The sequence below is a fragment of the Kitasatospora sp. NPDC094028 genome (genome assembly GCF_049543595.1).
GTDB lineage: Bacteria > Actinomycetota > Actinomycetes > Streptomycetales > Streptomycetaceae > Kitasatospora.
In genome coordinates, this window is record NZ_JBMVFA010000019.1 from 10,465 (window position 1) to 34,483 (window position 24,019).

Below are 24,019 nucleotides of genomic sequence, written 5' to 3' on the forward strand. Positions count from 1 at the left end.
GTCCCGCAGTCCTGATCACCTCCCGCAGTCTGATCACCGTCCTTGGAGGAACCGGTCCCGTGTACTTCCTGCAGCGCGAACGTGCCGCCCTGGAGACCCACCTGCCCGGCTTGGACGCGGCTCTGGCAGCCCAGCCCCTGGAGCACCTGGAGAGCGCGCCCAGTCCGGCGATCGGCGCGTTCCGCGCGGCCGGCGGCCCCGGCCTGCTGGTGCCCCGCGCCCTGGGCGGCAAGGGCGTGAGCGCCCTGGAAGCGGTGCGCGTCCAGCGCGGGCTCGGGGCCCGCTGCCCCTCGCTGGCGGTGGCCACCACGATGCACCACTTCTCGGTGGCCGGACTGGTCCGATCCGCCTCCCCGGGCGGTCCGGAGGAGTCGTTGCTCGCCTCGATCGCCGCCGACGGCCTGCTCCTGGCCTCCGCCTTCGCGGAGGGCCGGGCCGGCCAGAACATCCTCAAGCCGCACATCACCGCCCGTCGCCGGGGGGAGCGGGTGGTGCTGAACGGCAGCAAGATGCCGTGCAGCCTCTCCCGTTCGATGGACCTGCTGACGGCCTCGGTGCTGCTCGCGGACGAGGACGGCGTCGAGCGGCTGGCCGTCGCGCTGATCCCCGCCGCCACGCCGGGCATCGAGGTGCGACCGTTCTGGCGCAACACGGTGCTGGCCGGCGCGGAGAGCGAGGAGGTGGTGCTGACCGAGGTCGAGGTCGACCAGGAGATGGTCCTGGTCACCGAGGTCACGGCCGACGCGGTGCCGGACGACCTCAACACGGCGGGCTTCCTCTGGTTCGAGTTGCTGCTGACGGCCGGCTACCTGGGCGTGGCCAGCGCACTGGTGGAGCGGGTGCTGACCAAGCCCGGCGGCCCCCCGCAGGACCCGACCGGGCCCCTGGCGGAGGTGGAGGCCGCGATGCTCGCGGTGGAGTCGGTGGCCCGCGCGATGGCGGACCGCCACCAGCCCTGGGACGACGGCCTGCTGGTGGCCGCGCTGACGGCCCGCTACGCGGCGGAGGACGCCATCGCGCGCACCAGCCGCAGCTGCCTGACCGCCCTGGGCGGAATGGCCTTCGTCGGCTCGACCGAGGGCAGCTACCTGGCCTCGGCGGCGGGGGCACTCGGCTTCCACCCGCCCGCCCGGGCACGGATGGCCGGCCCGCTGCGCGAGTACCTCGACGGCCGTCCGCTGCGGATCGGATGACGGGCGTGCAAGCCGCGGCCGGCTACCGGGTGGAGGTGGTCCGCGGCGTCGACGCGCTCCCGGAGGGGCTGTGGGAGCGCCTGGCGCCGCCGGACGACCCGATGTGGTCGCGCGACGTGCTGCGCGCGATGGAGGCGTCCGCGATCGGTCCGGACGGGTACGCCCACCTGGTGCTCCGTCAGGACGCCGGCGGGGAGCCGGAGGCGCTCGCGGTGTTGCCGGTCAGCCTCTTCTCCCGGCTGTCGCTGGACGAGGTGCTCGGGGCCGACGACCGGCGGCGCCTCGCACCCCTGCGACGCCTGTTCCCCGACCTGCTGCGGGTGCCGATGCTCTTCTGCGGCCACCTGCTCGGCCAGGGCCACCTGCTGACCGACCGCCGGCTGCCGTCGCCGGCCCTCGACGCGCTGATCGGCGGGACGCTGGCGCTGGCCCGCCGCGAGGGACTCGGCACCGTGGTGTTCAAGGACTTCGCGCCCGTCGAACTGGCGGCGCTGCGCCCCTCCCTGGCCGGCGCCGGCTTCTTCTTCCTGCCCGCCCTCCCGGACACCGAACTCCGCCTGGGGCCGGGAGGGTTCGAGGACTACCTGACCCGTCTGCCCGCCAAGGCGCGGCGCAACGCGCGCAGCAAACTGCGCCGGGCGGCGGCCTGGCCCGGGCTGCGGACGGAGGTGCTGGAGGACTTCGCACACCTGCTGCCGGAGATGCTCGGGCTGTACCGGCAGGTGATGGACCGGGCCGAACAGCGGCTGGACGTACTGGACGCCGACTTCCTGGCCGCCGTCCACACCGGGCAGCCGGCCGGGCGCCGACTGGTGGCCTGCTTCGAGGGCGAGCGCCTGGTGGCCTTCCTCCTCTGCCTGTTCGCCGGGACGGGCGCCACCGGAGCCCGGATCGGCCTGGACTACCGGATCGCCCACGAGGCCGGGCTCTACCACGCGGTGCACCACGCGGCGATCCGGCTGGCCATCGACTCGGGGTGCACCCACATCCGGTTCGCCCAGACCGCCTACCAGCCGAAGGTCGAACTCGGCTGCGACCTCGTCGAGCAGTGGTACGCGATGACGCATCTCCGCCCGCTGCGGCGGGCCCTGCTGCGCCGGATGCTGCCCCCGGCCCTGACGGCCGCGAGGGCGAAGGCCCTCGGGCCGCACGCAGCCGCCTACCTCCCCCTGTCCCTCCCCGAACCGAAGAGGTTGTCCCGTGCCGCACGTTGAGGTGGAACTGCCGATCGCCGCGCCGCCGGAGCTGGTCTGGGCGGCGGTGGTGGACGTGGAGTCGTACCAGCACTGCATGGAGAGCGTGGACGAGGTGGTGGTGGTCGAGCGAACCGACGAACGCCACCGCACCACCGCCTGGTCGGTGCGGCTGGAGGGATCGGTGCTGCGGTGGACCGAAGCGGAGGTGATCGACCCGGCGGCCCGGCGGTTCGACTTCCGCCAACTCACCGGAGACCTGGGCGAGTTCTCGGGCCACTGGGCGGTCAGGCAGGCGGCCGACGGCGGCAGCCTCGTGGTGCTGTGCGCCGACTTCGACATCGGCATCCCGCTGCTCGCGGAGATGCTCAACCCCATCGCGGCCGACGCCCTGCGGGAGAACGCCGAGCAGATGCTGACCGCGCTGCGCAGCCGGCTCGTCCCGGTCGCGGCGGTGACCCGATGACGCCGGCCGCCGCGACCGAGGTGTTCGACCAGGTGCGTCGGCACCTGTCTAGCAAGCTCGCGCTGACCGGTGGTTTCGCCGGGCGCGGTGCGGTCGAGACGACCGCCGAAGGCGCCAGGGTGACCCTGTCGGACGGGCGCCGGGTGCTGGACTTCGGCTCGTACGCCGTCACCCTGCTCGGCCACCGCCACCCCGAGGTGCTCGCCGCCGTCCACCGGCAGCTGGACACCATGCCCACCGCCACCCGGAGCCTGGCCAACCCCGTGGCGGCCGACGCGGCCGGCCGGTTGGCGGCGCACCTCGGACACGCCCTGCCGAAGGTCCACTTCGGGCTGAACGGCTCGGACGCGGTGGAGGTCGCGGTCAAACTGGCCCGGCTGGCGACCGGCAGGGAGCGGGTGCTCGCGGTGCGCGGCGGCTTCCACGGGAAGTCGCTCGGCGCCCTGGCCCTGACGCACAGTCCGCTGTACCGGGTGGGCCTGCGCGGCTGCACCGTGGAGGTGACGCACCTGGACCCGCAGGACGCGCGGGCCGTCGCCGGGGAACTGGCCGCGGGACCGGTGGCCGCGCTGGTGTTCGAGCCGGTCCAGGGGGAGAACGGCGCGGTGCCGCTCCCGGTGGACGTGCTGCGCCAGTGGTGCGCGGCGGCGGTGGAGCACGGCGCGATGGTCATCGCCGACGAGATCCAGTGCGGCCTGCGCCGCTGCGGCGAGCCCTCGCTCGCGCTGGCCGAGGACCTGCCGGTGGACGGCGTGCTGCTGGGCAAGCCGCTCGGCGGCGGCGTGGTCCCGCTGTCGGCACTGGTGTGCTCGGAGCGGCTGTACGCGCCGCTGGAAGCCGATCCGTTCCTGCACTCCGCGACCTTCGGCGGACACCCGCTGAGCTGCGCGGCCCTGCCGCCCGCACTGGAGGCGATGGACCGCCTGGCGGGGCACGGCCGGGCACTCTCCGCCCTGCTGGACTCCGGCCTGGCGTACCTCCGCGCCCGCCACCCGGAGACGGTGCGCGAGGTGCGGGGGCGGGGTCTGCTGCGCGGCGTCGACCTGGACACGCCCGCCCACGCGGGCGCGATGGTGCTCGAACTCGCCACCCGCGGCCTGCTGGTCTCGCCCTGTCTGGGCCGCCCGACCACCATCCGGCTGCTGCCGCCGCTGGTGGCCACCGAGGCCGAACTCGCCGAAGGGCTCGGCATCCTGGACGAGGCCCTGACCGCCGTGGCCGCCCGATGAACCCGCACCCTCAGGAAGGACGGACATGCCCACGCGTGAGGAACTGGCCCTGGTGGTCAGGACGACGATCTCGGACGTGCTCGGCACGGAGGTGGAGGAGGTGCACGAACGCACCAGCCTGTTGGCCGACTACGGCATCGACAGCCTGGAGCTGATGGAGATCGGCTCCCGCCTGGAGCGCGCGCTGGCCCTGCGGATCGAGGTCGAGGACCTGACCCGGGCCGAGGACGTCGGCCAGGCGATCGACCTGCTCACGCTCCGGACGGCGGAGGCCCGGTGACGGCGAACCGGGGTTCCAGGCGTCCGGACGGTGGCCACCGGGTGGCGGTCACCGGGATCGGGGTGAAGTGTCCGGCGGGCACCGGTGTGCAGGAGGCCTACGAGTCGGTGCTCAAGGTCCGGCCCACCGCCGGGGTGGTCGACCTCCTGGTGGAGCGGGGCGTCTCGGTGCACGTCGCCTCGCTGGTGCCGCCGTTCGACGTCGACGCGTACCTGACCCGCCGTGAGGCCCGGCAGATCGACCGGGCCGCGACCCTGCTGCTGTGCGCGGCCTCCGACGCCGTGACCGCGGCGGGGCTCACCGATGGCGGCGGCCTGCCGCCGGAGCGGGTGGGCGTGCAGATCGGCACCGGCATGGGTGGTCTGGCCAGCATGGAGCAGGTGACCACGGACCACTGGGACAGCCCCGGCGGCCTGCCCGTGCACACCGTGCCGCGCACCATGGCGAACTCGGCGGCCTCCCGGCTGGCCCTGCGCTACGGCTTCCGTGGCCCCTGCACCACGTACTCCTCGGCGTGCGCCAGCGGCACCACCGCGATCGGCGAGGCGGCCCGGCGGATCCGCTACGGCGAGCTGGACGCGGCGGTGGCAGGAGGCGTGGACGCGCCGGTGACCACGGTGATCGTCGGCGCGTTCGCGAAGATGCGGGCGATGTCGGCGCGCAACGGCGAACCGGCCCTCGCCAGCCGCCCGTTCGACGCGGACCGGGACGGCTTCGTGATGGCCGAGGGGGCTGCGGTTCTGGTGCTGGAACGCTGGGACGCGGCCCTGGCACGGGGTGCGGCGATCCTGGGCGAGGTGGCGGGGTACGCGGACAACTGCGACGCCTTCCACATCGTCGCCCCGATCGAGAACGGCGAGATGGCGGCCCGCTGCATGCAACGAGCGATCGCCGACGCGGGGCTGGCGCCGGCCGACATCGGTCACGTCAACGCGCACGGCACCTCGACGGTGCTCAACGACCGGGCGGAAGCGCGGGCGATCGAACGCTGCTTCGGTGCCGGGACGTTGCCCGTGACGGCGATGAAGGGTGTGACGGGCCATCTGATCGGCGGCTCCGGAGCGCTGGAGGCGGCGCTCGGCCTGCTCTGCGCGGTCCGGGGTGAGGTGCCTCCGATCGCGAACCTGGGCACCAGTCCGGAGGCCGACCTGGTGGACCTGGTCCGCTCCGCGCCACGCGGGATCGCGCCGGGGCCGGTCCTCTCGAACTCCTTCGGGTTCGGCGGCCAGAACGCCTGCCTGGTGCTCGTCCCCGCCTGACCCCTTTCCGATTCCCCTGCTCGTACCGGGACATCCCATGCGAATCCTCTTGACCGGCGCGACCGGTGTGGTCGGCGCCGAGGTCAGCGGCCTGCTGCGGGCGGCGGGCCACACGCTGGTACCGGTGGCCCGCCGAGCCACCGCCGAGAGCCCGCTCTCCTGGCGGATGGGGGCCGAACCCCCGCCGGCCGAACTGGCCGGCCACTGGGACGTGATCGTGCACGCGGCGGCCACCACCCGCTGGACCCTCACCCGCCCGGAGGCCGTCGCCGCCAACGTGGAGCCGCTGCGAGCGGTGCTCGCCCTGGCCGACCGGGACACCCACCTGGTGCACGTCTCGACCGCCTACGTCGGCGGCACCCGTAACCCCGGCGACCTGCGCGGCGCGCAGTTCGAGGGCTACCGCAACGGCTACGAGTGGTCCAAGGCCCGCTGCGAGGACCTGGCCCGGGCCGAGCACCCCGGACCGCTCACCGTGGTCCGCCCGCCGCTGGTCGTCGGCCGCAGCGGGGACGGGCGGATCGCCCGCTTCTCCGGGCCCTACACGATCCTGCAGGCCCTGGTCTCCGGCTTGGCCGCCGTCGTGGTCGGCGACCCGGACGGCTACGCCGAGATCAGCCCGGTCGACCAGGTCGCCGAAGTGCTCGCGGCTGCCGCCCTGGCCGAGCCCCCGCCGGCCCCGCGCACCGAGGTGATCGCGGCAGGGCCGTCCTGCCTGACGCTCTCCGCCCTGCTGGACGTCATCTGCAACACCCTCAACTCCTGTCGCGCCGCTCACGGGATCGCCCCGGTGGAGCGCCCGCCGCTCGTCCCGGCAGAACGCTGGAACCGCTTCTTCCTTCCCATGGCGGACCGTCACCTCTCCCCGTTCCAGGCCCAAGCCGTCAAGCTGCTCGCGATGTTCCAGAGCTACACCTCGATGACCGAGCCCTTCACCCCCACCCATCCGGTCACCGACCCCGCTACCGTGATGGCCACCGCCGTCCGCCACTGGGCCGAAACCAAACCCCGCCTCGCCCTGGCCCGCCCGCAGCCGTGGACCGCGTTCACCACGACCTCCTGACCCGACGTCACATCCGGACTCGGCGGCCGGTGCCGGGGCGGGCGGGGCCCGCCCCGGCACCGGGAGCGGCTATTCCTGGATGTACGTGTCGCTGAAGCTGGTGCCGCCGGAGCTGAGCGGGCTGGTGCTGGCCTCGTAACCGGCGTTGGAGCTGGGGTCGAGTGCGACCGGGTTGGCGGAGCCGAGGGACTTGCCGTTGACGGTGGCCGAAGTGAAGGTCACCGTGCCGAAGTTGGGGTAGGAGCCGGTCGGCGACTCGATGATGACCTCGGCGCTGGTCCGTTGGGCGGAGGTGGACTTGGTGGTGGTGTACGTCCAGCCGGCCGTGGAGTCGACGAGCTTGAGGGTGTAGCGGCTGCTGCCCACGTAGGTCACCGAGGCGGAGATCCGGTCGCCGGCCGACACCGGGTACGAGGTCTGGCTCAGGTAGACCGGGGCGGCCGGGTACATCTCGTACCAGGCCTGGTCCACCGGGCTGCCGCTGGAGCAGTCGGTGGCGACGCCGGTCTGCTCCACGCTGGACGAGCCGTAGCCGTCGATGCCGACCCAGGGCGCGTACAGGTCGTTGGAGGAGTTGCAGGTGGCGTCGGGCTCGACCCAGGAGGCCGAGACCGAGCTGTAGCCGCTGCCCTGGGCGGCGTATCCGCCCCAGTTGTAGCCGTTGGTGTTGTACGACAGGGGGCGGAAGGACAGGGCCGCGTGGGCGGCTGTCGCACTGGCCGGTACGGCGGGGGCGGCGAAGGCCGCGACCGTGGCCGCGAGGGTGACGACGCGTATCAGGGACTTGCGCATGCCGAACTCCTTCGTGAGGGGACGAACAGGAGGTCCACACCGTCAACCTGGGCCGTGGGGGCTGCCGTTGGCGGGCGGCAGTACAGGATGACGGGGGCGTCATGACCCGGACAAGAGGTGCAAGGAGAAGATTGGCGAAGTCATTGCCGTGCCGGGAAGGCGACTTGACGAACCGTCCGCTGGGCGAACGCCGAAGGCCCGCACCGTGAGACTTAGGTTCTAGTGGTCGTTGCAACACCCCAGTTCAGGGGATGCATTGGACTTTGAGATCCGTAAGGTCCGGACGATCGCTCAGGGCCCTGTGAAGCTGACCCGGGAGCGGGAGGCATACTCCCGACTCGTGCAGCAGGGCTACAGCAACACAGAGGCGTGCCGGATCGTCGGGGTCAATCCCAGGACCGGGAGGCGCTGGACCTACGGCCGCAGCGCCGATCGCCGACAGGAGGCGGCACCACCGATTCACGCGGTGGTGCCGCCTCCTGGCCCGTCCCGGTACCTGCGCGAGGACGAGCGCATCCACATCGCCGACCGGTTGCGGGAGAAGGCCACCGTTCGGGCGATCGCCGCCGAGTTGGGTCGCAGCCCGTCCACGGTCAGCCGGGAGATCCGCCGTAATCACCATCCCGGCAGCGGTGCCTACCGGCCGCATGCCGCCCAGGCCCGCGCCGACGCCCGCCGGCCCCGCCCCAAGCCCCGGAAGATCACGTCGAACCCGGAGCTGCGGGACGCCGTCCAGGCGATGCTGGACGAGCGGTGGAGTCCGGAGCAGATATGCCACGCTCTGCGGGCACAGTTCCCCGACCGGCCGGAGATGCACGTGGTTCCTGAGACTGTCTACCAGGCGCTCTACGTCCAGGGCCGCGGCCAGTTGCGGCGCGAGCTGGCCGCCGCCCTGCGCAGCGGACGCGCCCGCCGCAGGCCCCAGCGGCAGGCCAACTGCCGCCAGCCGCGCTTCACCCAGCCGATGGTCATGATCAGCGAGCGTCCCGCCGAGGCCGAGGACCGGGCCGTCCCCGGGCACTGGGAGGGCGACCTGATCATCGGCAAGGACCAGAAGTCGGCGATCGGCACTCTGGTTGAGCGTTCCACCCGCTTCGTGATGCTGCTGCACCTGCCCGCCGACCACAGCGCCGAGACGGTCCGCGACGCCCTGGTGGCCACCGCCCGCACGCTCCCTACCGAGCTGAAGCGCTCGCTGACCTGGGACCAGGGCAGCGAGATGGCCAGGCACGGCGAGTTCAGCCTCGCCACCGACATCCCGGTCTACTTCTGCGACCCGGCCAGCCCCTGGCAGCGCGGCTCCAACGAGAACACGAACGGCCTGCTGCGGCAGTACTTCCCCAAGGGCACCGACCTGGCCGTCCACACCCCCGAACACCTGGCCGCCGTCGCCGACCAACTCAACCGCCGCCCACGCAAAACGCTCGGCTGGGAAACCCCAGCCGAGCGTCTGGCTAAACTCCTCGCGGCCTAGACAATCAACCACGTGTTGCAACGACCGCTAGAAACCGCCAGACGGAGCGGGCCTTCGTGTGGATTCGGTGCTTATCGGAGCCGTCGTCCGGCGGCCGGATCTTGAGGGGCGCGATGACGCCGAGGGCGGACGTAGGTGATCGCGAGGGCGTGGCCCGTGCGGGTGTCGCCCGAGGTTCGCGCCGAGCGGTCAGACGGTGACGTTCTCGGGCTGCTCCGACCGGAGGCCGGCGGGCTGCTCGGCGGTGGCGGTGGCGGGGGCGGCGGCGGTGGCGGGGGTGTTCTCCCGGGGTGCGGGGAGCAGGGCCATGATCACGCCGGAGATCACGATGGTCGCCGCCCAGGCGAGCCCGTACCTGCCGACCGGGGTGTCGGAGAGCGGGCCGGCGAACCAGTCGCACTTGGTGAAGGCGAGACCCGTCAGCAGCGCGAAGACCCAGGAGACCATCGCCTGCCAGCAGAAGCCGCCCGTGTACCAGTACCGGCTGTTCCTGCTGGTGTCCATCAGCGCGGCGGCGTCGTAGCGCACGGTGCGCGACCGGCGCCGGAACATGTCCACCGCGTAGACGCCGATCCAGGCCGAGAAGGAGACGGCGAGCAGGATCAGGAAGGTGATGAAGGAGCCCAGGAAGCTCTTGGCGACCAGCATCAGCAGCAGTCCGCCGACCAGCGAGATCACGGCGTTGATGCTGACGGCCAGGGCGCGCGGCAGCTTGACGCCCATGGTCTGCGCGGTGAAGCCGGCCGAGTACATGGAGAGGCTGTTGATCAGCAGCATGCCCACGATCGCGGTCAGCAGGTAGGGCACGGCCAGCCAGGTCGGCAGCAGGTCACCGAGGAAGGAGACCGGGTCCGCGGCCTGCGCCAGGCCGGGTGAGGCCACCGCCATCACGGCGCCCATCAGCACCATCGGCACCATCACGAGACCGGCGCCGGAAACCGTCACGCCGACGATCTTCCTGCCGGAGGCGGCGTGCGGCAGGTAGCGGGCGAAGTCCGGGCCGGTGGGGACCCAGCTGATGCCGCCGGCGGCGATGGTCCCGATGCCGGCGATCATCATCGCGGCGGTACCCGCGGGCTTGGCGAAGACCTCGCTCCAGTTCATGGTCGCGACCAGGTAGCCCAGCACCAGCACGCTGAAGACGCCGAAGAGGTACGTCGACCAGGTGTTGCAGACGTTCAGCGCCTTCCGGCCCATGCCGGAGACCAGGAAGGTGCAGGCGACGAAGGTGAAGAGCGTGACCACGACCAGCGCGGTGTTGCTCTTCACGCCGAAGAGCAGGTCGAGGACGGTCAGCACGGCGTAGGCACCGGTGACGGCGTTGATCGTCTCCCAGCCGAACCGGGCGATCCAGAGGATCGCGCCGGGGAAGAGGTTCCCGCGCACCCCGAAGGTGGCCCGCGAGAGGGTCGCGCCCGGCGCCCCGCCCCACTTCCCGGAGACCGACAGCACACCGACCAGGCCGAACGAGACGAGCGCGGCGCACGCCGCGACGATCAGGACCTGCCAGAAGTTCAGCTGGTTGAGCACCACCAGGGCGGCGCCCATGGTGAGCAGCAGGACGCTGATGTTCGCCGCGACCCAGGTCGGGAAGAGCTCGCGGACTCTGCCCCCGCGCTCGTGGTCGGGGACGGGTTCGATACCGCGGGTCTCTATCGCGCCGACGGCGCTGTCGGCGGCGGACAGGTTGTCCATAAGGGTCGCTCCGGGCAGGTGAATCGGGATGTGAATCGGGCAAAGCGGGCATTCATGGAATTCTTCGCGCGTAGCGCGGGAGTTAGGTCATCCTACTTTGTCCATTTCGGCCCCCGACTCACTCCTCCGGGCTCACTCCTCCGGGCGCCGGAACAGCGCGGCCCACAGCCCGGACCGGCCGAACCGGCGCGCGTCCGGCGCCGATTCGTCGCGCATCCGCCGCAGCTCCACCTCCTGGAGCTTCGGCGGCCCCGCGACGAAGATCCGGCGCAGCTCGTCGGCGGTGTAGGCCAGGCCGCCGTACAGGGTGCCGTCCCGGTACAGCTGCGCGTCCGGGACCCGCGTCCCCGACCCGTCGCCGTCCGGCGCGGCGCAGATCAGCCCCAGGTGCCCGCCGGGCGCCAGCAACCGCCCCACCAGCGCCAGGTAGCCGGGCCGCCGGTGCGGTGGCAGATGGTGGAAGAGGCCCGAGTCGTAGACCAGGTCGTACGGACCGGTCAGGGCCGCCCCCGCCGGGCCGAAGGCGTCCCCGCAGTGGAAGCGCACTCCCGTGTCGAAGCCGAGGTGGTACTCGAACTGCTCCTGTCGGCTGCGCGCCCGCTCCAGCGCCTGCCGGGAGGGGTCCAGTCCGTCCATGGCGAAGCCGTGCATCCCCAGGTGAAGGGTGTTGCGGCCGTTGCCGCAGCCGAGGTCGAGTCCCCGTCCGCCCGCGGGCGCCCGGATCACGCCGCGCTCCAGCAGGTCCGCCAGGTTCTCGTCCGGCTGCCCCGGGTCGGCCGCGGTCGGCCGGCTCCGGCCCTCGTGGCGCTCCGCCCGTTCCTCCCGATCCTCCCGATCCCGCGCGAACAGCCCGTCGAGCAGTTCCAGCAGTTCGTCCTCCGTCCGCACCGCCCGCACGACATCCTGTTCCTCTGCCATGCCCGCCGACCCCTCTCGTCCCGCCTCGTCCCGCACGGTCGTCGCGACGCTACCGCCGCCGGGGGCGGGTCCGGTCTCGCGGCCGACAATGCCGTCGATGTAGAGGCGGCCGTGCGCCCGCTGGAAGTCCTCCACCATGCCCTTGGTGTCCGGCCCGAACTGGCCGTCGACGGCGATGGTGTGCCCGAGTCCGACCCGGTTGAGCATGACCTGAACGCACTCGACCCCATGGCCCCGGGATCCGTACCGCAGGAAGGGCGCGCTGTTGTCGGCCTGCGCGGTCCCGCCGACGGCGCAGCGCGAGCTCGCCGCGGCCCGCTCCGGAGCCGAGACGGCCGAGCAGGGAACAGGCGGGCGATCCGGTGGGCGCCGACCGAGGCGCCGACCGTCGGGAACCCCGCGCCGCGCGACATACTCCCGGCGGGTGACTCCGGTACCTCGTGGGGGTTACGAACGACACCGGAGTGTTTGCATCCGTGGGCCGATTCGACAGGGAGCCACGGAATCTAGCGTCGATCCCATGAAACGCAATCGCCGTATCAGCGCTGTCTCGGTGCTGGCGCTCGCCGCCCTGGTCACCGGAACCGGCGCCGGGTTCGCCGCCACGACCACACCGTCGGCCGCGCCGGTGGCCACGCACGCGTTCGACACCGCACCGGCCACGCCCACCGCGCCCACGCGGTCCTTCCAGGGCACGCTCCCCGCACCGACCGGTCCGTACGCCGCCGGCGAGGACATCATCCACCTCACCGACGAGAACCGTCCCGACCCGTGGGTGCCGTCGTCCGGCCCCCGCCAACTGACCGTCACGATGGTCTACCCGGCCGTCCCCGGGACCGGGACTCCGGCCCCGTACATGACCCTCGGCGAGGCCGCCGGAGTCCTCCAGCGCGGGAAGACTCCGGCGAGCCTCATCACCCCGCAGAGCCTTGCCGGCGTCACCACTCACGCCTTCGACGGCGCGCGGCCGCAGCACGGCAAGCATCCCCTGGTGGTCCTCTCGGCCGCGGCCGAGAACCCGCGCATGATGCTCACCTCGCTGGCGACCGAGCTGGCCAGTCACGGCTACGTCGTCGCGCTCGTCGGCCACACCTACGAGGACAGCGGCGAGACGCTGGCGAACGGCGAGACGTCGCCCTGCGCGGTCTGCGACGATCCGACGAAGATCGACTTCAACGCCGAAACCGCCGGCCGCGCGCGGGACGTGTCCTTCGTGATCGATCAGTTGACGCACGGCCACGCCGCGTGGCCGCTGGCACACCTCATAGACAAGCACGCGATCGGCATGGCCGGACACTCCCTCGGCGGAGCGGCGGCCGCCGCCACGATGATCGCCGACCCGCGCGTACGGGCCGGAGTGGACATGGACGGCACCTTCTTCCCGGCCCCGAAGCCCGGCCAGATCAACCGGCCGTTCCTCATGCTGGGCAGGGCCGATGGCCACACGCCCGGCAGGGGCGACGGCATCGTGTGGGAGCGGGCCTGGGCCGCCCTCGGCGGCTACAAGAAGTGGCTGACGGTCACCGGCGCCGACCACTTCAGCTTCGCCGACTCGGACCTGCTTCACCAGCAGGCCGGGTTCCCGACGGGGCCCTTCTCCCCGGCACGCGGGGTGGAGATCACCCGCGAGTACGTGACGGCGTTCTTCGACAAGACGCTGAAGGGGATCGACAGTCCGCTGCTGGACGGCCCTTCGCCGAACAAGCCGGAAGTGCTCTTCCAGAAGTAGTGCAGCGCCGCGTTGACCCTTCGGGGGTTCATGCGGCTTTGGGTGGGCTGCCGTCGTGGGCCCAGCGGTAGGGCTCGGCGTCGTGTTCGGCGTGGGCCAGGGCGAAGGCGTCGATGGCCGCGGCCAGTTCACCGTGGGGAGGCGGACTGGCCGCGGCGTAGTGGACGCCGGGTGGGTCGCCGACGGTCAGTCGAGGCCTTCGACGCCTTCGACGATGCGGAAGTCGCGCTCGACGGCGTCGGCGAGGACGACCAGCGCCTCCTGGTAGGCCTGGCTCTCGCGTGCCGCGACGGCCTGTTCGAAGCTGTCGAACTCGACCAGGATGGTGCGCTCGGCGATTCCGCCGTCGTGTGCGACGACCTGGCCGCCGCGGATGAGGACCCGCCCGCCCCCGGCCCGGACGGCCGTCCGGGCCAGCTCGTCGTAGGCGGCCAGCTTCTCGGGGTCGGAAATGGTGCGGTAGACGCTGACCCAGTAGCCCTTGGGCATGGAACCTCCAATATTCGAACAGTATTCGATGATGACATCTGACTTCGCGGGGAGTCCGCGGTTCGAGCGAAGCTGTCGACTCGGCCTGGGTCAGGGCGAACAGTTCGGCGAGGTTCGACCGGGCCGCCGCGAAGAGGACGAATCCACCACCGACGACGACGACGGCGCTGCCGGCCAGGACCAGGGGCGCGTCGATCCGCATCCGAACCCGAGGCGTGAGCTTGCCTGCGGCATGCGTCTCCGGCCGGACTACGGGCGTGAGGCGGTGATGAGCAGGTAGCAGGCGACCACCGCGACCACGGCGAGCGCCGCCGCCGCGAGCACGGCGACGATCAGGAGCGCCGACACCCCGCCGATCGCGATCCACCCGAAGCGCTCGGCGCGCGCCGCCTGTCCGAGCACCCGCTCCTGCTCGGCGTCCTTGTCCCCGTCCCAGCCCTCGTACCAGCCCTGACCAGTCATGGTTCCTCCCGGCCGGGAGCCAATCCGGCCACGAACAAGCCGTCCGTGCCAGGGGATCCCCCGGCACGGACGGCTTGTTCGGAGCGGGCCCGGTCAGTCCTCGGTGCCTCGCCGGCGCCCGGCCATCCAGACGTAGACCAGGATGCCGGCGAACAGGAACAGCACGCCCTGGTAGACGGCGGCGTAGCCGGCCCCGGCGAGCAGCCAGAGCGAGAAGCCGAACGCGCCGACGCCGAGCACGGCGTCGCGGACCAGCCGCCCGCCGTCGACCTTCTCGCTCGCGCCGCGCACCAGCCAGTACAGCTGGGCGGCGGTGGAGAGCAGGTACGGGACGGTCGCGGTGAAGACGGTGATCAGCACCAGCATGTCGAACGCGCCCTTGGCACCGCTGGCGAAGTTGGCGATGGTCAGCACCGAGGCGAGCGCGACGCTGACGATCACGCCGAAGGTCGGCACGCCGCGCTTCTCCTTGGTGAAGGCGGCCGGGAACAGCCCGTCCTTCGCGGCCGCGTACGGGGCCTGCGCGGCCAGCAGCGTCCAGCCGTTGAGCGCGCCGGTCATCGAGACCAGGGCGGCGACGGCGATCGCGGTGCCGCCCCAGGTGCCGCCGAACATGGCGTTCACGGCGTCCGAGAACGGCGCGGTGGAGTGCACCAGCGTCTCGTGCGCGACGGTGCCGAACACGGCGAGGGTGCCCAGCAGGTAGACCACGGCCGCGCCGGTGGTGCCGAGCACGCTGGCCCGGCCGACGTTGCGCTCCGGGTCGCGGACCTGGCCGGCGCTCATCGCGGCCGACTCGACGCCCAGGTAGCTGAACAGCAGGATCGCCGCGGCGGCGCTCATGCCGCCGAGCACGCCCTGGCCGCTCGCGTTGAACGGGCCGAGGTTCTTCGGGTCGAAGAAGAACAGGCCGCCCACCGAGACCAGTGCCAGCGGGATGAACTTCAGGACGGTGGAGACGAGTTGGACGGCCCCGACGTACCGGGTGCCGGCCAGGTTGGCGAGCGCGGGCAGCCACTGGAAGGCGAGCGCGACGGCGATGCTGACGGCCGTGTTGTTCGCGACCGGCACCAGCACGTCGAGGTAGCCGACCGCGGCGACCGCGAGCGCGGCGTTGCTCACCCAGGTGGTGATCCAGTACGACCAGGCGGACAGGAAGCCGGCGAAGTCCCCGAAGGCCTCGCGGGCGTAGACGTACGGCCCGCCGGTGCGCGGGTTGCGGCGCGCCAGCTGACCGAAGACCAGCGCCAGGGCGATCGCGCCCACGGTGAGCACGACGAAGGAGACCAGGCTGAGCGTCCCGAAGGGGGCCACGGCCGCCGGGATCATGAAGATGCCGCCGCCGATGATGTTGCCCATGACCAGGGCGGTGGCGGTCGGCAGTCCGAAGCGGCCGCTCTTCGAACCGGTCTTCGAGCCGGTCTTGGAGCCGGTCTCCGAACCGCTCGTCGAACCGCTCGTCGACCCGTTCTCCCCGGGCGTCGGGCTGGCCTGGTCCGGGGTCTCCGGTCCGCTCGGTCGGGTCGCCTGCCGGGGTGCGGCCGGGCTGGTCTGCATGAGGGTGGTGCGCCTTTCGTGGTGCCGCCCGTGGCCGGGTCCCGCCCGGGCGTGGGTGCTGCTCGCGCTCGGTGGAGCGACCGCTCATGCTCGGACGCCGCGCTACCTTGCACCAAATCGACGGGATTTGTTCGGAACGCCCGGTCCGTCACCGAAAGTCTTCCGGTCGGAGGGCCTCCGGACGGGCACTCGTCCGGCCCCCGCGCGTTGCGCCGGCCGGGGGGATCCCTCACCCGGATGCCCCAGCCCGGTGGCGTCGCGCCCCCCGGGTCGGCGGGTTCGTGTGCAAACCTCGACCGGCGCCTCCCGTGGGGCGCCGCCCGGCCCCGCCGGGCGGTCCGACCGGCCGTCCGGGCGCGCCGGTCGAGTGCCAGTGACCAAGCCAGGTACCAACGAACCTAGAGGACATCAGATGTCGCTTCGTGGGAACATCCGCAAGCTCGCCGTGATCGTGGCCGTGGCCGGCGCCGTGGTCGCCACGCCGACCTCGGCGATGGCGTGGGGTCACGCTCCGAACCACTCCCAGAGCTCCAGCAGCCAGACCCTGGAGTCGGGCTCCGCGGGCGTCGGCCTGTTCGGGCCGCACGCCAACTGGTTCAACTTCTCGGAGCACTCCGAGTCCGAGAGCGACTGCGGCTGCTGATCCCGCCGCACCCCGGGCCCGGGGGCCGTACGTCGGCCCCCGGGCTCAGCGCTGTCCGCCCACCGTGCCCACCGCGTCCGCGTCCACCGCGTGCGAGGCCCGCGACAGCCGCCCCGGCCACCACATGTGCCGGTCCAGGTCCATGGTCAGCGCGGTGACCAGCACCGAGCGCACGACGAGCGTGTCCATCAGGACGCCCAGCGCCACCGCGAAGCCGATCTCGGCGAAGGCCACCAGCGGCAGCGTCCCCAGCACGGCGAAGGTGCTGGCCAGGATCAGCCCGGCCGAGGTGATCACGCCGCCGGTCGCCGACAGCCCGGTCAGCGCGCCCTGTCGGGTGCCGTGCTGGGCGGACTCCTCCCGGACCCGGGTCATCAGGAAGATGTTGTAGTCGATGCCCAGGGCGACCAGGAAGACGAAGACGAAGAGCGGGAACGCCTGGTCCTGGCCCTGGAAGTGGAAGACGTTCGCGAAGAAGAACGCGCTGATCCCGAGCGCCGCCGCGTACGACAGCACCACCGTCGCGATCAGTACGAGCGGCGCGGTGACGGCCCGCAGCAGCACCGCCAGGATCAGCAGCACCACGCCGAGCACCAGCGGGATGATCGCCCGGTTGTCGTTCGCGGCCGCCCGTCCGGCGTCCAGGATGACGGCCGTGTTGCCGCCCACCTTGGCGTCCGCGCCCGGCACGGCGTGCACGGCGGCGCGCACCCGGTCGACGGTGTCCTTGGCGGCCCGGCTGTCCGGCGGGTCGGTGAGGGTGGCCTGGAACAGCGCCCGCCCGTCCCGGACGACCGGCGGCGAGGCGGCGGCCACCCCGGCGGTCGACTGGGTGGCGGCCCGGACGGCCGGCGCCCCGGCCGCGCTGGAGACGATCGTGAGCGGCGCGCCCGTGCCGCCGGGGAAGTGCTGCTCCAGCACCTGCTGGCCGACCACCGAGTCGGGCTTGCCGGTGAACGTGCCGGCCGTGCTCACGCCGGAGGCGTTCAGCGAGACCAGCCCGACGCAGCAGGCCGCGAGCGCCAGCGCCGTCCCGACCCACACCCTGCGGGGCCGCCGGGCGATCCAGGCCCCGACGTGCGCCCAGCGGCCGCTGCGGGTCGGCTCGGGCGTGCCGTAGCCGGGCTTGACCGGCCAGAACACCCAGCGGCCGACGATCACCAGCAGCGCGGGCAGCAGGGTCAGCATGGCGACCAGCGCGACCAGCACGCCGATCGCCAGCACCGGGCCGAGGCCGCGGGTGGAGTTCATCTCGGCGATCAGCAGGCACAGCATCGAGGCGACCACGGTGGCCGAGGAGGCGAGGACGGCGGGCCCGGCCCGGTGCAGGGCGAAGGCCATCGCCTCGTGCCGGTCCTCGTGGCGGCGCAGCTCCTCGCGGTAGCGGGCGGTGAGCAGCAGCGCGTAGTCCGTCCCCGCGCCGAGCACCAGGACGATCAGGATGCCGGCGCTCTGCGCGTTGACGGTCAGGCCGGCGTGCTCGGCCAGCAGGTAGATGAACGCCTGCGAGACGGTCAGCGCGCCGGCGGCGGAGAGCAGCGGCAGCAGCCACAGCACCGGGCTGCGGTAGGTGAGCAGCAGCAGGATGATCACCACGCTGACGGTGGCGGCGAGCAGGGAGCTGTCGATGCCGGCGAAGGCCTTGGCCTGGTCGGCGCCGATCCCGCCGGGGCCGGTGACGTGGGTGGCCATGCCGTGGCTGTTGGCGGCGGCGGTGGTGCGCAGGGTCTCGACGGCCGGCTTGAGGGCGTTCCAGCCGTTGCTGCCGCTGATGTCGATCGGCACGACGGTCTGCATCGCCTGGCCGTCGCCGGAGAGCACCGGCCCGACCACCGGCCCGACGACGTGCGGCACGGCGGCGAAGCCGGCCGCCTCGCGGGCGGCCTCCGCCCGGTCGGCGGGGGTGATGCCGCCGGCGCGCTGGTAGACGACGACGGCCTGCGCGGTGTCGACCGGCTGGAAGGTCCGCTGCTCCTTCAGGACGACGGTGGACTCGGCGCTGCCGGGCAGCCAGCTGGACGCCTGGTTGTCCTCGGCGCCGGTCAGCTTTCCGGCCAGCGGGCCCAGGGCGACGAGCAGCACCAGCCACAGGGCGAGCACCACCCACTTGCTCCGGCGTCCGCACGGCAGCGCGGCGAGTTTCCAGGTCGGGGACGCAGCCGGGGAGACGGTCGAGGACTCGGTCGGGGACACAGCACTACCCCCAGAGGCGGAGACTCGTTCCAGCCTGACACCGCTCGCGCCGCCCGGCAGCTTCAGACGGCGACGGCCGCCCGTTCCCGCAGTTCCTTCAGCGCCGTGATGTCCATCGCGTGCCCCGTGCCGTCCCCGCCGTGCTTGCGGTCCGGGGTCTCCACCACCAGCGGCACCCCGGCCGTCTCCGGGTGCTCGAACAGCTCCCGGAACGGCTCCGCCCCGATCATCCCGGCGCCGATGTTGGCGTGCCGGTCCTTGCGCGCCCCGACCACGTCCTCCGAGTCGTTGGCGTGGATCAGCCGCAGCCGTCCCGGCCCGGCCGCCGAGGCCAGCGCGTCCAGCGCGGCGGTCACCCCGCCCGGTGCGGCCAGGTCGTGCCCGGCCGCGAAGGCGTGGCAGGTGTCCAGGCAGACGCCCACTTTCGGGTGGCCGTCCAGCGCCTCCACGTACTCGGCGAGCTGCTCCAGCCGGGAGCACAGCGAGCTGCCCTGTCCGGCGGTCGGCTCCAGCAGCAGCCACGGCGCGTCCTCGCCGAGCCCGTCCAGCTCCGCCAGCAGCGGCCGGACGTCGGCGCGCACCTGCGCCATCGCCTCGGCCCGCCGCGAGCCGCCGCCGGGTGCCGTCCCTACCGCCGAGCCGGTGTGCAGCACCACGCCCAGCGCGCCGATCGCCCGCCCGCGGCGCAGTGAGTGCCGCAGCGAGGCGGCCGAGCGCTCCCGGGTGGCCGGGTTGTCCGAGCCGAAGTTGATCAGGTAGGGGGCGTGCACCCAGGCCGTCATGCCCTGCTCGGCGCAGGCGGCGCGGAACTCCTCGTCCTGCGCCGGGTTGCCCGGGGGAGTGGCCCAGCCGCGCGGGTTGGCCGTGAACACCTGCACCGTCTCGGCGCCGACCCGCCGGGCGTACGCCAGGCCCGTCCCGACCAGCCCCTTCCCGGCGACCGGGACGTGCGCCCCGATCGGGTTGCGGAGGTCGGCGAGGGACGGAACGGGCGCGGTGCTCATGGCCCCGAGCATGGCACGGCCGCGGACGCGGCCCGCGCGCGGCCCGTCCCGTCAACGGTGACACCCGCGCCACGCCGGGCCGTCCCACCGCCGGCCGACGCCCCGTCAGCCCGGCAGCCCAGCCCTGGTGGCGGGCCCCGGTGGGCGCTCGTACCGTCGACACGGCCGTACCCCACCGGCCGTCACCACCCGCACACACCGCGTCAGGCCACCTCGCCACACCGTGCGCGTCAGAAAGACAGGTCACCACACATGCCCACGCGACGGGTCCACCTCCTCGCCGCGGCCACCGCCGCCGCCACCGCCCTGACCACCGTCCTCGCCACCCTGACCGCCGCCGTCCCGGCGCACGCCGCGGACGGCGGCGCGCTGCACCTCGTCGGCCCCGGCGAGTCGATCCAGCAGGCCGTCGACGCCGCCCGGCCCGGCGACACCGTCCAGGTCCTCCCCGGCACCTACCGCGGCAGCGTCCGCATCACCACCCCCGGCCTCACCCTGCGCGGCTCCGGCGCGGCCACCGTGATCACCCCCGGCGACGGCACCGAGAACGCCTGCGCCGCCGCCGGGCACGGCATCTGCGTGGACGGCACCGAGCAGGCGCCGCTGGCCGGGGTGACGGTCGAGTCCCTCGCCGTCACCGGCTTCCGCAGGAACGGCATCGACGCGAGCGGCACCACCGGCCTGTCCGTCCTCGCCACCTACGTCCACGACAACGTCCAGCAGGGCATCAGCCAGGAGATGTCCACCCGGGCCACCATCATCGGCAACCGTTCCACCGACAACGGCCAGTCCGGTGTCTTCCTCGCCAACTACGCCTACCGCGAGGGCGGGGCGCCCGACACCGGCGGCACCGTCGTCGAGGGCAACGAGCTGACCGGCAACCGGGTCGGCGTCACCGTCCGCCGGCTGCGCGGACTGGCCGTCCAGGGCAACGAGATGAGCGGCAACTGCGCCGGCGTCTTCGTCGTCGGCGACGAGGGCGTGCCGCGCGCCGGCGACCTCGACGTCCGCCGCAACCGGGTCGTCGCCAACAACAAGTTCTGCCCGGCCAACCCGCGGCTCGGCGCCATCCAGGGCGCCGGCATCGTGCTCACCGGCACCGAGGACACCCGGGTCACCGACAACGAGGTCCACGACAACAGCGGCGGCTCCGACTTCTCCGGCGGCATCGTCCTCTTCAAGAGCGCCGTCGGCGTCCCCAACGCCCGGGCGACCGTCACCGGCAACCACCTGAGCGGCAACGCCCCGGCCGACCTCGCCGACCGCGACACCGGCGCCGGCAACGTCTTCGCCCGCAATACCTGCGCGGTCTCCGAGCCGTCCGGCCACTGCTGACCCGCACCCCCGCCCCACGCCGCCGCCCGCCCACCCCCACCGCGAAGGACCGCCATGACCACCGCCCCCGCCAACCCCCAGGCCGCGATGCGGCTGCGCGAACTCGTCTTCGGCGCCGCCTGCGCCGCCGCCGTCCGGGCCGCCGCCCGGCTCGGTGTCGCCGACGCGCTCGGCGACACCCCGGCCACCGTCGACGAACTCGCCGTCGCCCTCGACACCGAACCCCGCGCGCTGCGCCGCCTGCTGCGCGCGCTCACCTGCTACGGCCTCTTCGCCGAGGCCGCCGGCGACCGCTTCGAGCACACCGAGATGTCCCGCCTGCTGCGCGAGGACGCGCCCAACTCGCTGCGCTACATCTCCCTCTGGTGCACCGAGCCGTGGACCTGGGAGGCCTGGCCGATGCTCGACGAGGCCGTCCGCTCCGGCCGCAACGTCTTCCCCGAGCTGTTCGGCAAGGAGTTCTTCGACTACCTGCACAGCGAGGGCGGCGACTCCGCCAAGGTCTTCGACAAGGCGATGACCACCTCAAGCCGGCAGTCCGCCAAGGACTTCGCCGACTACCTCGACCTCACCGGCATCGACACCGTGGTCGACATCGGCGGCGGCCAGGGCCACGTCCTCGCCAGCCTGCTGGAGAAGCACCCGGCCCTGCACGGCACCCTGCTCGACCTGCCCAAGGTCGTCGCCGGCGCCGACCCCCGGCTGCGCGACGGCGGCGCCTTCGCCGCCCGCGCCCACCTGGTGCCGGGCGACTGCCGGGTGGACATCCCGGTGCGCGCCGACCTCTACATCATCAAGAACATCCTGGAGTGGGACGACGACAGCACCCGCCGCACCCTCGCCAACGTCGTCTCCGCCGCGCGCCCCGGCGCCCGCGTGGTCGTCGTCGAGAACCTCGTCGACGACAGCCCCTCGATGCGCTTCACCACCGCGATGGACCTGATGCTGATGCTCAACGTCGGCGGTGCCAAGCACTCCGAGGAGAGCATGGTCCGCCTGATGACCGGCGCCGGCCTGACCGTCACCGAAGTCCGCCCGGTCAACCCCTACCTGCACGCCTTCGAGGCCACCGTCCGCCCCTGATCCCACCCGCACCGCGACGGCCGCTGCTTCCCGACTCGTCGGGGAGCAGCGGCCGTTGGCGCCATCGGAGGTCAGCCCCTGTGGGAGGACTCCAGGTGGGCGAAGACGACCACGTTGTCGAGGTAGTCGCGCTTCTTCTTGTCGTAGGTGCCGCCGCAGGTGATCAGGCGCAGTTGGGCGTCGGGGGTCTTGCCGTAGACCTTCTGGTCGGGGAAGGCGTTCTTGGCGAAGGTCTCCACCGAGTCGACGGAGAAGACGGCCACGGTGCCGTCCGCGCGGCTCACCTCGACCTTGTTGCCCGGCAGCAGCAGGCTCAGCAGCAGGAACACCGCCGGGCCCTTGCTGGTGTCGATGTGGCCGGCGACGACGGCGCTGCCGCGTTCGCCCGGGGTGACGCCGTCGCGGTACCAGCCGACCAGGTTCTTGTCGTCCGGCGGCGGTGCGTCGAGCTGGCCGGTGGGGCCCAGGGCCAGCTCGGTGAAGGGCGCGTCGACGGCGATCTGCGGGATGCGCAGCCGGGTCGGTCTGGCGCGCTTGAGCACCGGCGCGCCGGCCGCGGCGGCCGGGGCGGCCGGGGAGGCCGGGGAGGGCTTCGCCGGGGCCGCGCCGGAGGGGGCGGCGGTGGCGGCCGGGGGAGCGGCCGCGGCGGCCGCCGGGTCGCTGTCCGGCGTGGTGTCCACCGAGTTGTAGATCAGCAGCAGGCCGACCGCTGCCGCGCCCATGCCGGCGCGCAGCAGGCGGGGCATTCCGGGGCCGGGACCGGCCATCGTTCACCCTTCCGGGGACGGCCCGCCGCCCCCGGTGCGCCCCCGGTGACGGGGGCGCCCAGAGGCGGCGGGGGAGTGCAGTCAGAGAGCGGTGGCGCCGGAGGTGCGGCGGCCGCGGCGCAGGGCGTAGGCACCGGCGCCGAGGCCGCCGAGCAGCAGGACGGCGCCGGAGGCGAGCCCGCCGCCGGACAGGGCCAGGCCGCCGCCGCCGGTGTGCACGCCGCCGTGCGGGGCCTTGTGCTCCTCCTCCTTGGCCTCCGAGCCCTTGCCTTCGGAGCCCTTGCCCTCCGAACCCTTGGACTCGGAGCCCTTGGACTCCGTGCCCTTGCTCTCGGTCCCCTTGTGCTCGGTGGTCTTGTGCTCCTCGGCGGGGGCGGCGGGCTTCTTGTCGTCGCCGGCCTTGGGGGCGTCGGCGGGCTTGTCCGTCTTCTCCTGCCAGGTGAGGTTCTTGCCCTGGTCGGCAGAGCCGTCGGCGAAGGCCATGGGAGCTCCCACGGTGAGGACGGCGGCGACGGCCGCTCCGGCGAACAGCGTGCGTGCAGAACGCATGAGGATGATCCTTCCGGCGCGGGGCCGCGACCGCCGGCAGGGTGCCGGGCAAGGGGACTCGCGGGGACAGGCGCCTGATCCACCGTCATCCACCGTGCGGCCGCCTGCCACCGGAGCGTGTCGGCGCCGCCACGGGCGGTGCGCCCTTCGGGTGGAGTCCCGGGCGTGTTCACCCGGGTGCTCCGGCGATCCGGGTGATGCCGGATTGAGTCTGCGGGAAGCGGCCGCGCGGCCGCACGCACCTGGGCCCGCCCCCGGCGCACGGCCGGGGGCGGGCCCATGGAGGTCACGGGACGCGCGGGGGCGCGGTCAGCGCTCCCAGCGGTAGAACTCGCGCGCCATCGCGTCCTTCGGCTCGCGCCAGGTGGCCGGGTCGTAGGCCTGGACGAAGGCGGTGAGGCGGTCGCTGACGCTCCGGAACTCCGGGTGCCCGGCGACCTTGGCGACGGCCGGCCCCGGCGGGCGGTCGGCCTCGATGAGGTGCAGGTAGACGTCGCCGAACTGGAAGAGGCTGCGCCCGGTGACGCCGATCAGGTGCGGCAGTTCGCCGCGGTCGGAGTCGGCGAACACCTCGGCGATGTCGGGCGCCGCCTCGGGCTTCATCCGGGCGACGATCAGGGCGCGGTGGATCCCGCTTCCGGCTCCG

At 73.1% G+C, this 24,019-nt stretch carries 23 protein-coding genes; 12 read left to right on the plus strand and 11 right to left on the minus strand.

The window, feature by feature from the left end; genetic code table 11:
- The first annotated feature begins 59 nt into the window (after positions 1-59).
- Genes ACPC54_RS25575 through ACPC54_RS25605 form a run of 7 tightly spaced genes read left to right on the plus strand, consistent with a single transcriptional unit; the run spans position 60 to position 6,683 of the window.
- A complete protein-coding gene (locus tag ACPC54_RS25575) occupies positions 60-1,193 on the plus strand; it encodes an acyl-CoA dehydrogenase family protein (protein ID WP_498968006.1) in 1,134 nt (377 codons plus the stop codon).
- Positions 1,190-2,407, plus strand: coding sequence for a GNAT family N-acetyltransferase (locus ACPC54_RS25580; protein ID WP_498968008.1), 1,218 nt, complete (start codon positions 1,190-1,192; stop codon positions 2,405-2,407). Before ACPC54_RS25575 ends, ACPC54_RS25580 begins: the two co-directional genes overlap by 4 nt.
- Positions 2,394-2,852 (plus strand): type II toxin-antitoxin system RatA family toxin, encoded by a 459-nt coding sequence (locus ACPC54_RS25585; protein ID WP_498968009.1) that lies wholly within the window; start codon positions 2,394-2,396, stop codon positions 2,850-2,852. The genes ACPC54_RS25580 and ACPC54_RS25585 overlap by 14 nt, the downstream gene beginning before the upstream one ends.
- Positions 2,849-4,081 carry an aspartate aminotransferase family protein gene (locus ACPC54_RS25590; protein WP_498968010.1) on the plus strand — a complete coding sequence of 411 codons (1,233 nt, stop codon included), beginning with the start codon at positions 2,849-2,851 and terminating at the stop codon, positions 4,079-4,081. Before ACPC54_RS25585 ends, ACPC54_RS25590 begins: the two co-directional genes overlap by 4 nt.
- Positions 4,082-4,106: 25 nt before the next feature.
- Positions 4,107-4,361 (plus strand): acyl carrier protein, encoded by a 255-nt coding sequence (locus tag ACPC54_RS25595; protein WP_498968012.1) that lies wholly within the window; start codon positions 4,107-4,109, stop codon positions 4,359-4,361.
- Positions 4,358-5,620: a beta-ketoacyl-[acyl-carrier-protein] synthase family protein gene (locus ACPC54_RS25600; RefSeq protein WP_498968013.1), complete on the plus strand. Its 1,263-nt coding sequence runs from the start codon at positions 4,358-4,360 to the stop codon at positions 5,618-5,620. The genes ACPC54_RS25595 and ACPC54_RS25600 overlap by 4 nt, the downstream gene beginning before the upstream one ends.
- A 37-nt stretch (positions 5,621-5,657) precedes the next feature.
- Positions 5,658-6,683, plus strand: coding sequence for an SDR family oxidoreductase (locus ACPC54_RS25605; protein ID WP_498968014.1), 1,026 nt, complete (start codon positions 5,658-5,660; stop codon positions 6,681-6,683).
- Positions 6,684-6,752: 69 nt separating this feature from the next.
- On the opposite strand, the gene ACPC54_RS25610 is transcribed toward ACPC54_RS25605, so the two are convergent.
- Entirely contained in the window at positions 6,753-7,475 is a 723-nt protein-coding gene (locus ACPC54_RS25610; RefSeq protein WP_498968016.1) for a G1 family glutamic endopeptidase, read from the minus strand.
- Between the two features lie 301 nt (positions 7,476-7,776).
- On the opposite strand from ACPC54_RS25610, the gene ACPC54_RS25615 reads away from it, so the two are divergent.
- Positions 7,777-8,949 (plus strand): IS30 family transposase, encoded by a 1,173-nt coding sequence (locus tag ACPC54_RS25615; RefSeq protein ID WP_498968017.1) that lies wholly within the window; start codon positions 7,777-7,779, stop codon positions 8,947-8,949.
- Positions 8,950-9,138: 189 nt separating this feature from the next.
- Here ACPC54_RS25615 and ACPC54_RS25620 read toward each other — a convergent pair whose 3' ends face one another.
- Both ACPC54_RS25620 and ACPC54_RS25625 read right to left on the minus strand, forming a co-directional pair.
- Positions 9,139-10,644 (minus strand): purine-cytosine permease family protein, encoded by a 1,506-nt coding sequence (locus tag ACPC54_RS25620; RefSeq protein ID WP_498968019.1) that lies wholly within the window; start codon positions 10,642-10,644, stop codon positions 9,139-9,141.
- A gap of 132 nt (positions 10,645-10,776) precedes the next feature.
- Positions 10,777-11,814: a methyltransferase gene (locus ACPC54_RS25625; RefSeq protein ID WP_498968186.1), complete on the minus strand. Its 1,038-nt coding sequence runs from the start codon at positions 11,812-11,814 to the stop codon at positions 10,777-10,779.
- Between the two features lie 268 nt (positions 11,815-12,082).
- Between ACPC54_RS25625 and ACPC54_RS25630 the strand changes: the two genes are divergently transcribed.
- Entirely contained in the window at positions 12,083-13,291 is a 1,209-nt protein-coding gene (locus ACPC54_RS25630; RefSeq protein WP_498968020.1) for an alpha/beta hydrolase family protein, read from the plus strand.
- A 186-nt stretch (positions 13,292-13,477) separates the two neighbouring features.
- Here ACPC54_RS25630 and ACPC54_RS25635 read toward each other — a convergent pair whose 3' ends face one another.
- The 3 genes from ACPC54_RS25635 to ACPC54_RS25645 form a co-directional block, all read right to left on the minus strand.
- Positions 13,478-13,780 (minus strand): DUF1330 domain-containing protein, encoded by a 303-nt coding sequence (locus tag ACPC54_RS25635; protein ID WP_498968021.1) that lies wholly within the window; start codon positions 13,778-13,780, stop codon positions 13,478-13,480.
- Between the two features lie 249 nt (positions 13,781-14,029).
- Positions 14,030-14,242 (minus strand): hypothetical protein, encoded by a 213-nt coding sequence (locus ACPC54_RS25640; RefSeq protein WP_498968023.1) that lies wholly within the window; start codon positions 14,240-14,242, stop codon positions 14,030-14,032.
- Positions 14,243-14,335: 93 nt separating this feature from the next.
- Complete coding sequence (locus ACPC54_RS25645) at positions 14,336-15,799, minus strand: amino acid permease (protein ID WP_498968025.1); 1,464 nt, start codon at positions 15,797-15,799, stop codon at positions 14,336-14,338.
- A 412-nt stretch (positions 15,800-16,211) separates the two neighbouring features.
- On the opposite strand from ACPC54_RS25645, the gene ACPC54_RS25650 reads away from it, so the two are divergent.
- Positions 16,212-16,442, plus strand: coding sequence for a hypothetical protein (locus tag ACPC54_RS25650; RefSeq protein WP_498968026.1), 231 nt, complete (start codon positions 16,212-16,214; stop codon positions 16,440-16,442).
- 45 nt (positions 16,443-16,487) lie between these two features.
- Here ACPC54_RS25650 and ACPC54_RS25655 read toward each other — a convergent pair whose 3' ends face one another.
- Together ACPC54_RS25655 and ACPC54_RS25660 are read right to left on the minus strand one after the other, a co-directional pair.
- The gene (locus tag ACPC54_RS25655) at positions 16,488-18,635 is read right to left on the minus strand and encodes an MMPL family transporter (RefSeq protein WP_498968027.1); all 2,148 of its coding nucleotides are present in this window, start codon (positions 18,633-18,635) and stop codon (positions 16,488-16,490) included.
- A 62-nt stretch (positions 18,636-18,697) separates the two neighbouring features.
- The gene (locus ACPC54_RS25660) at positions 18,698-19,639 is read right to left on the minus strand and encodes a deoxyribonuclease IV (protein WP_498968029.1); all 942 of its coding nucleotides are present in this window, start codon (positions 19,637-19,639) and stop codon (positions 18,698-18,700) included.
- A 252-nt stretch (positions 19,640-19,891) separates the two neighbouring features.
- Between ACPC54_RS25660 and ACPC54_RS25665 the strand changes: the two genes are divergently transcribed.
- Both ACPC54_RS25665 and ACPC54_RS25670 read left to right on the plus strand, forming a co-directional pair.
- Entirely contained in the window at positions 19,892-20,974 is a 1,083-nt protein-coding gene (locus ACPC54_RS25665; RefSeq protein ID WP_498968030.1) for a right-handed parallel beta-helix repeat-containing protein, read from the plus strand.
- 54 nt (positions 20,975-21,028) lie between these two features.
- Entirely contained in the window at positions 21,029-22,057 is a 1,029-nt protein-coding gene (locus ACPC54_RS25670) for a methyltransferase (RefSeq protein WP_498968032.1), read from the plus strand.
- A 71-nt stretch (positions 22,058-22,128) separates the two neighbouring features.
- Here the strand turns inward: ACPC54_RS25670 and ACPC54_RS25675 are convergent, their stop codons facing one another.
- The 3 genes from ACPC54_RS25675 to ACPC54_RS25685 all read right to left on the minus strand — a co-directional run bounded on the left by ACPC54_RS25675 (position 22,129) and on the right by ACPC54_RS25685 (position 24,003).
- Complete coding sequence (locus ACPC54_RS25675) at positions 22,129-22,824, minus strand: class F sortase (RefSeq protein ID WP_498968033.1); 696 nt, start codon at positions 22,822-22,824, stop codon at positions 22,129-22,131.
- An 81-nt stretch (positions 22,825-22,905) separates the two neighbouring features.
- Entirely contained in the window at positions 22,906-23,373 is a 468-nt protein-coding gene (locus ACPC54_RS25680; RefSeq protein WP_498968035.1) for a hypothetical protein, read from the minus strand.
- A gap of 309 nt (positions 23,374-23,682) precedes the next feature.
- Positions 23,683-24,003 carry a TcmI family type II polyketide cyclase gene (locus tag ACPC54_RS25685; RefSeq protein ID WP_498968188.1) on the minus strand — a complete coding sequence of 107 codons (321 nt, stop codon included), beginning with the start codon at positions 24,001-24,003 and terminating at the stop codon, positions 23,683-23,685.
- Between the last annotated feature and the right edge of the window lie 16 nt (positions 24,004-24,019).

Excerpts from the sequence above, each read along its gene's own strand:
- ACPC54_RS25630 (WP_498968020.1), top strand. The coding sequence starts at position 12,083 with ATGAAACGCAATCGCCGTATCAGCGCTGTCTCGGTGCTGGCGCTCGCC.
- ACPC54_RS25660 (WP_498968029.1), bottom strand. The coding sequence starts at position 19,639 with ATGAGCACCGCGCCCGTTCCGTCCCTCGCCGACCTCCGCAACCCGATC.
- ACPC54_RS25620 (WP_498968019.1), bottom strand. The coding sequence starts at position 10,644 with ATGGACAACCTGTCCGCCGCCGACAGCGCCGTCGGCGCGATAGAGACC.
- ACPC54_RS25645 (WP_498968025.1), bottom strand. The coding sequence starts at position 15,799 with ATGCAGACCAGCCCGGCCGCACCCCGGCAGGCGACCCGACCGAGCGGA.
- ACPC54_RS25675 (WP_498968033.1), bottom strand. The coding sequence starts at position 22,824 with ATGGCCGGTCCCGGCCCCGGAATGCCCCGCCTGCTGCGCGCCGGCATG.
- ACPC54_RS25665 (WP_498968030.1), top strand. The coding sequence starts at position 19,892 with ATGCCCACGCGACGGGTCCACCTCCTCGCCGCGGCCACCGCCGCCGCC.
- ACPC54_RS25595 (WP_498968012.1), top strand. The coding sequence starts at position 4,107 with ATGCCCACGCGTGAGGAACTGGCCCTGGTGGTCAGGACGACGATCTCG.
- ACPC54_RS25670 (WP_498968032.1), top strand. The coding sequence starts at position 21,029 with ATGACCACCGCCCCCGCCAACCCCCAGGCCGCGATGCGGCTGCGCGAA.
- ACPC54_RS25640 (WP_498968023.1), bottom strand. The coding sequence starts at position 14,242 with ATGACTGGTCAGGGCTGGTACGAGGGCTGGGACGGGGACAAGGACGCC.
- ACPC54_RS25580 (WP_498968008.1), top strand. The coding sequence starts at position 1,190 with ATGACGGGCGTGCAAGCCGCGGCCGGCTACCGGGTGGAGGTGGTCCGC.
- ACPC54_RS25590 (WP_498968010.1), top strand. The coding sequence starts at position 2,849 with ATGACGCCGGCCGCCGCGACCGAGGTGTTCGACCAGGTGCGTCGGCAC.
- ACPC54_RS25610 (WP_498968016.1), bottom strand. The coding sequence starts at position 7,475 with ATGCGCAAGTCCCTGATACGCGTCGTCACCCTCGCGGCCACGGTCGCG.
- ACPC54_RS25635 (WP_498968021.1), bottom strand. The coding sequence starts at position 13,780 with ATGCCCAAGGGCTACTGGGTCAGCGTCTACCGCACCATTTCCGACCCC.
- ACPC54_RS25650 (WP_498968026.1), top strand. The coding sequence starts at position 16,212 with ATGTCGCTTCGTGGGAACATCCGCAAGCTCGCCGTGATCGTGGCCGTG.
- ACPC54_RS25680 (WP_498968035.1), bottom strand. The coding sequence starts at position 23,373 with ATGCGTTCTGCACGCACGCTGTTCGCCGGAGCGGCCGTCGCCGCCGTC.
- ACPC54_RS25605 (WP_498968014.1), top strand. The coding sequence starts at position 5,658 with ATGCGAATCCTCTTGACCGGCGCGACCGGTGTGGTCGGCGCCGAGGTC.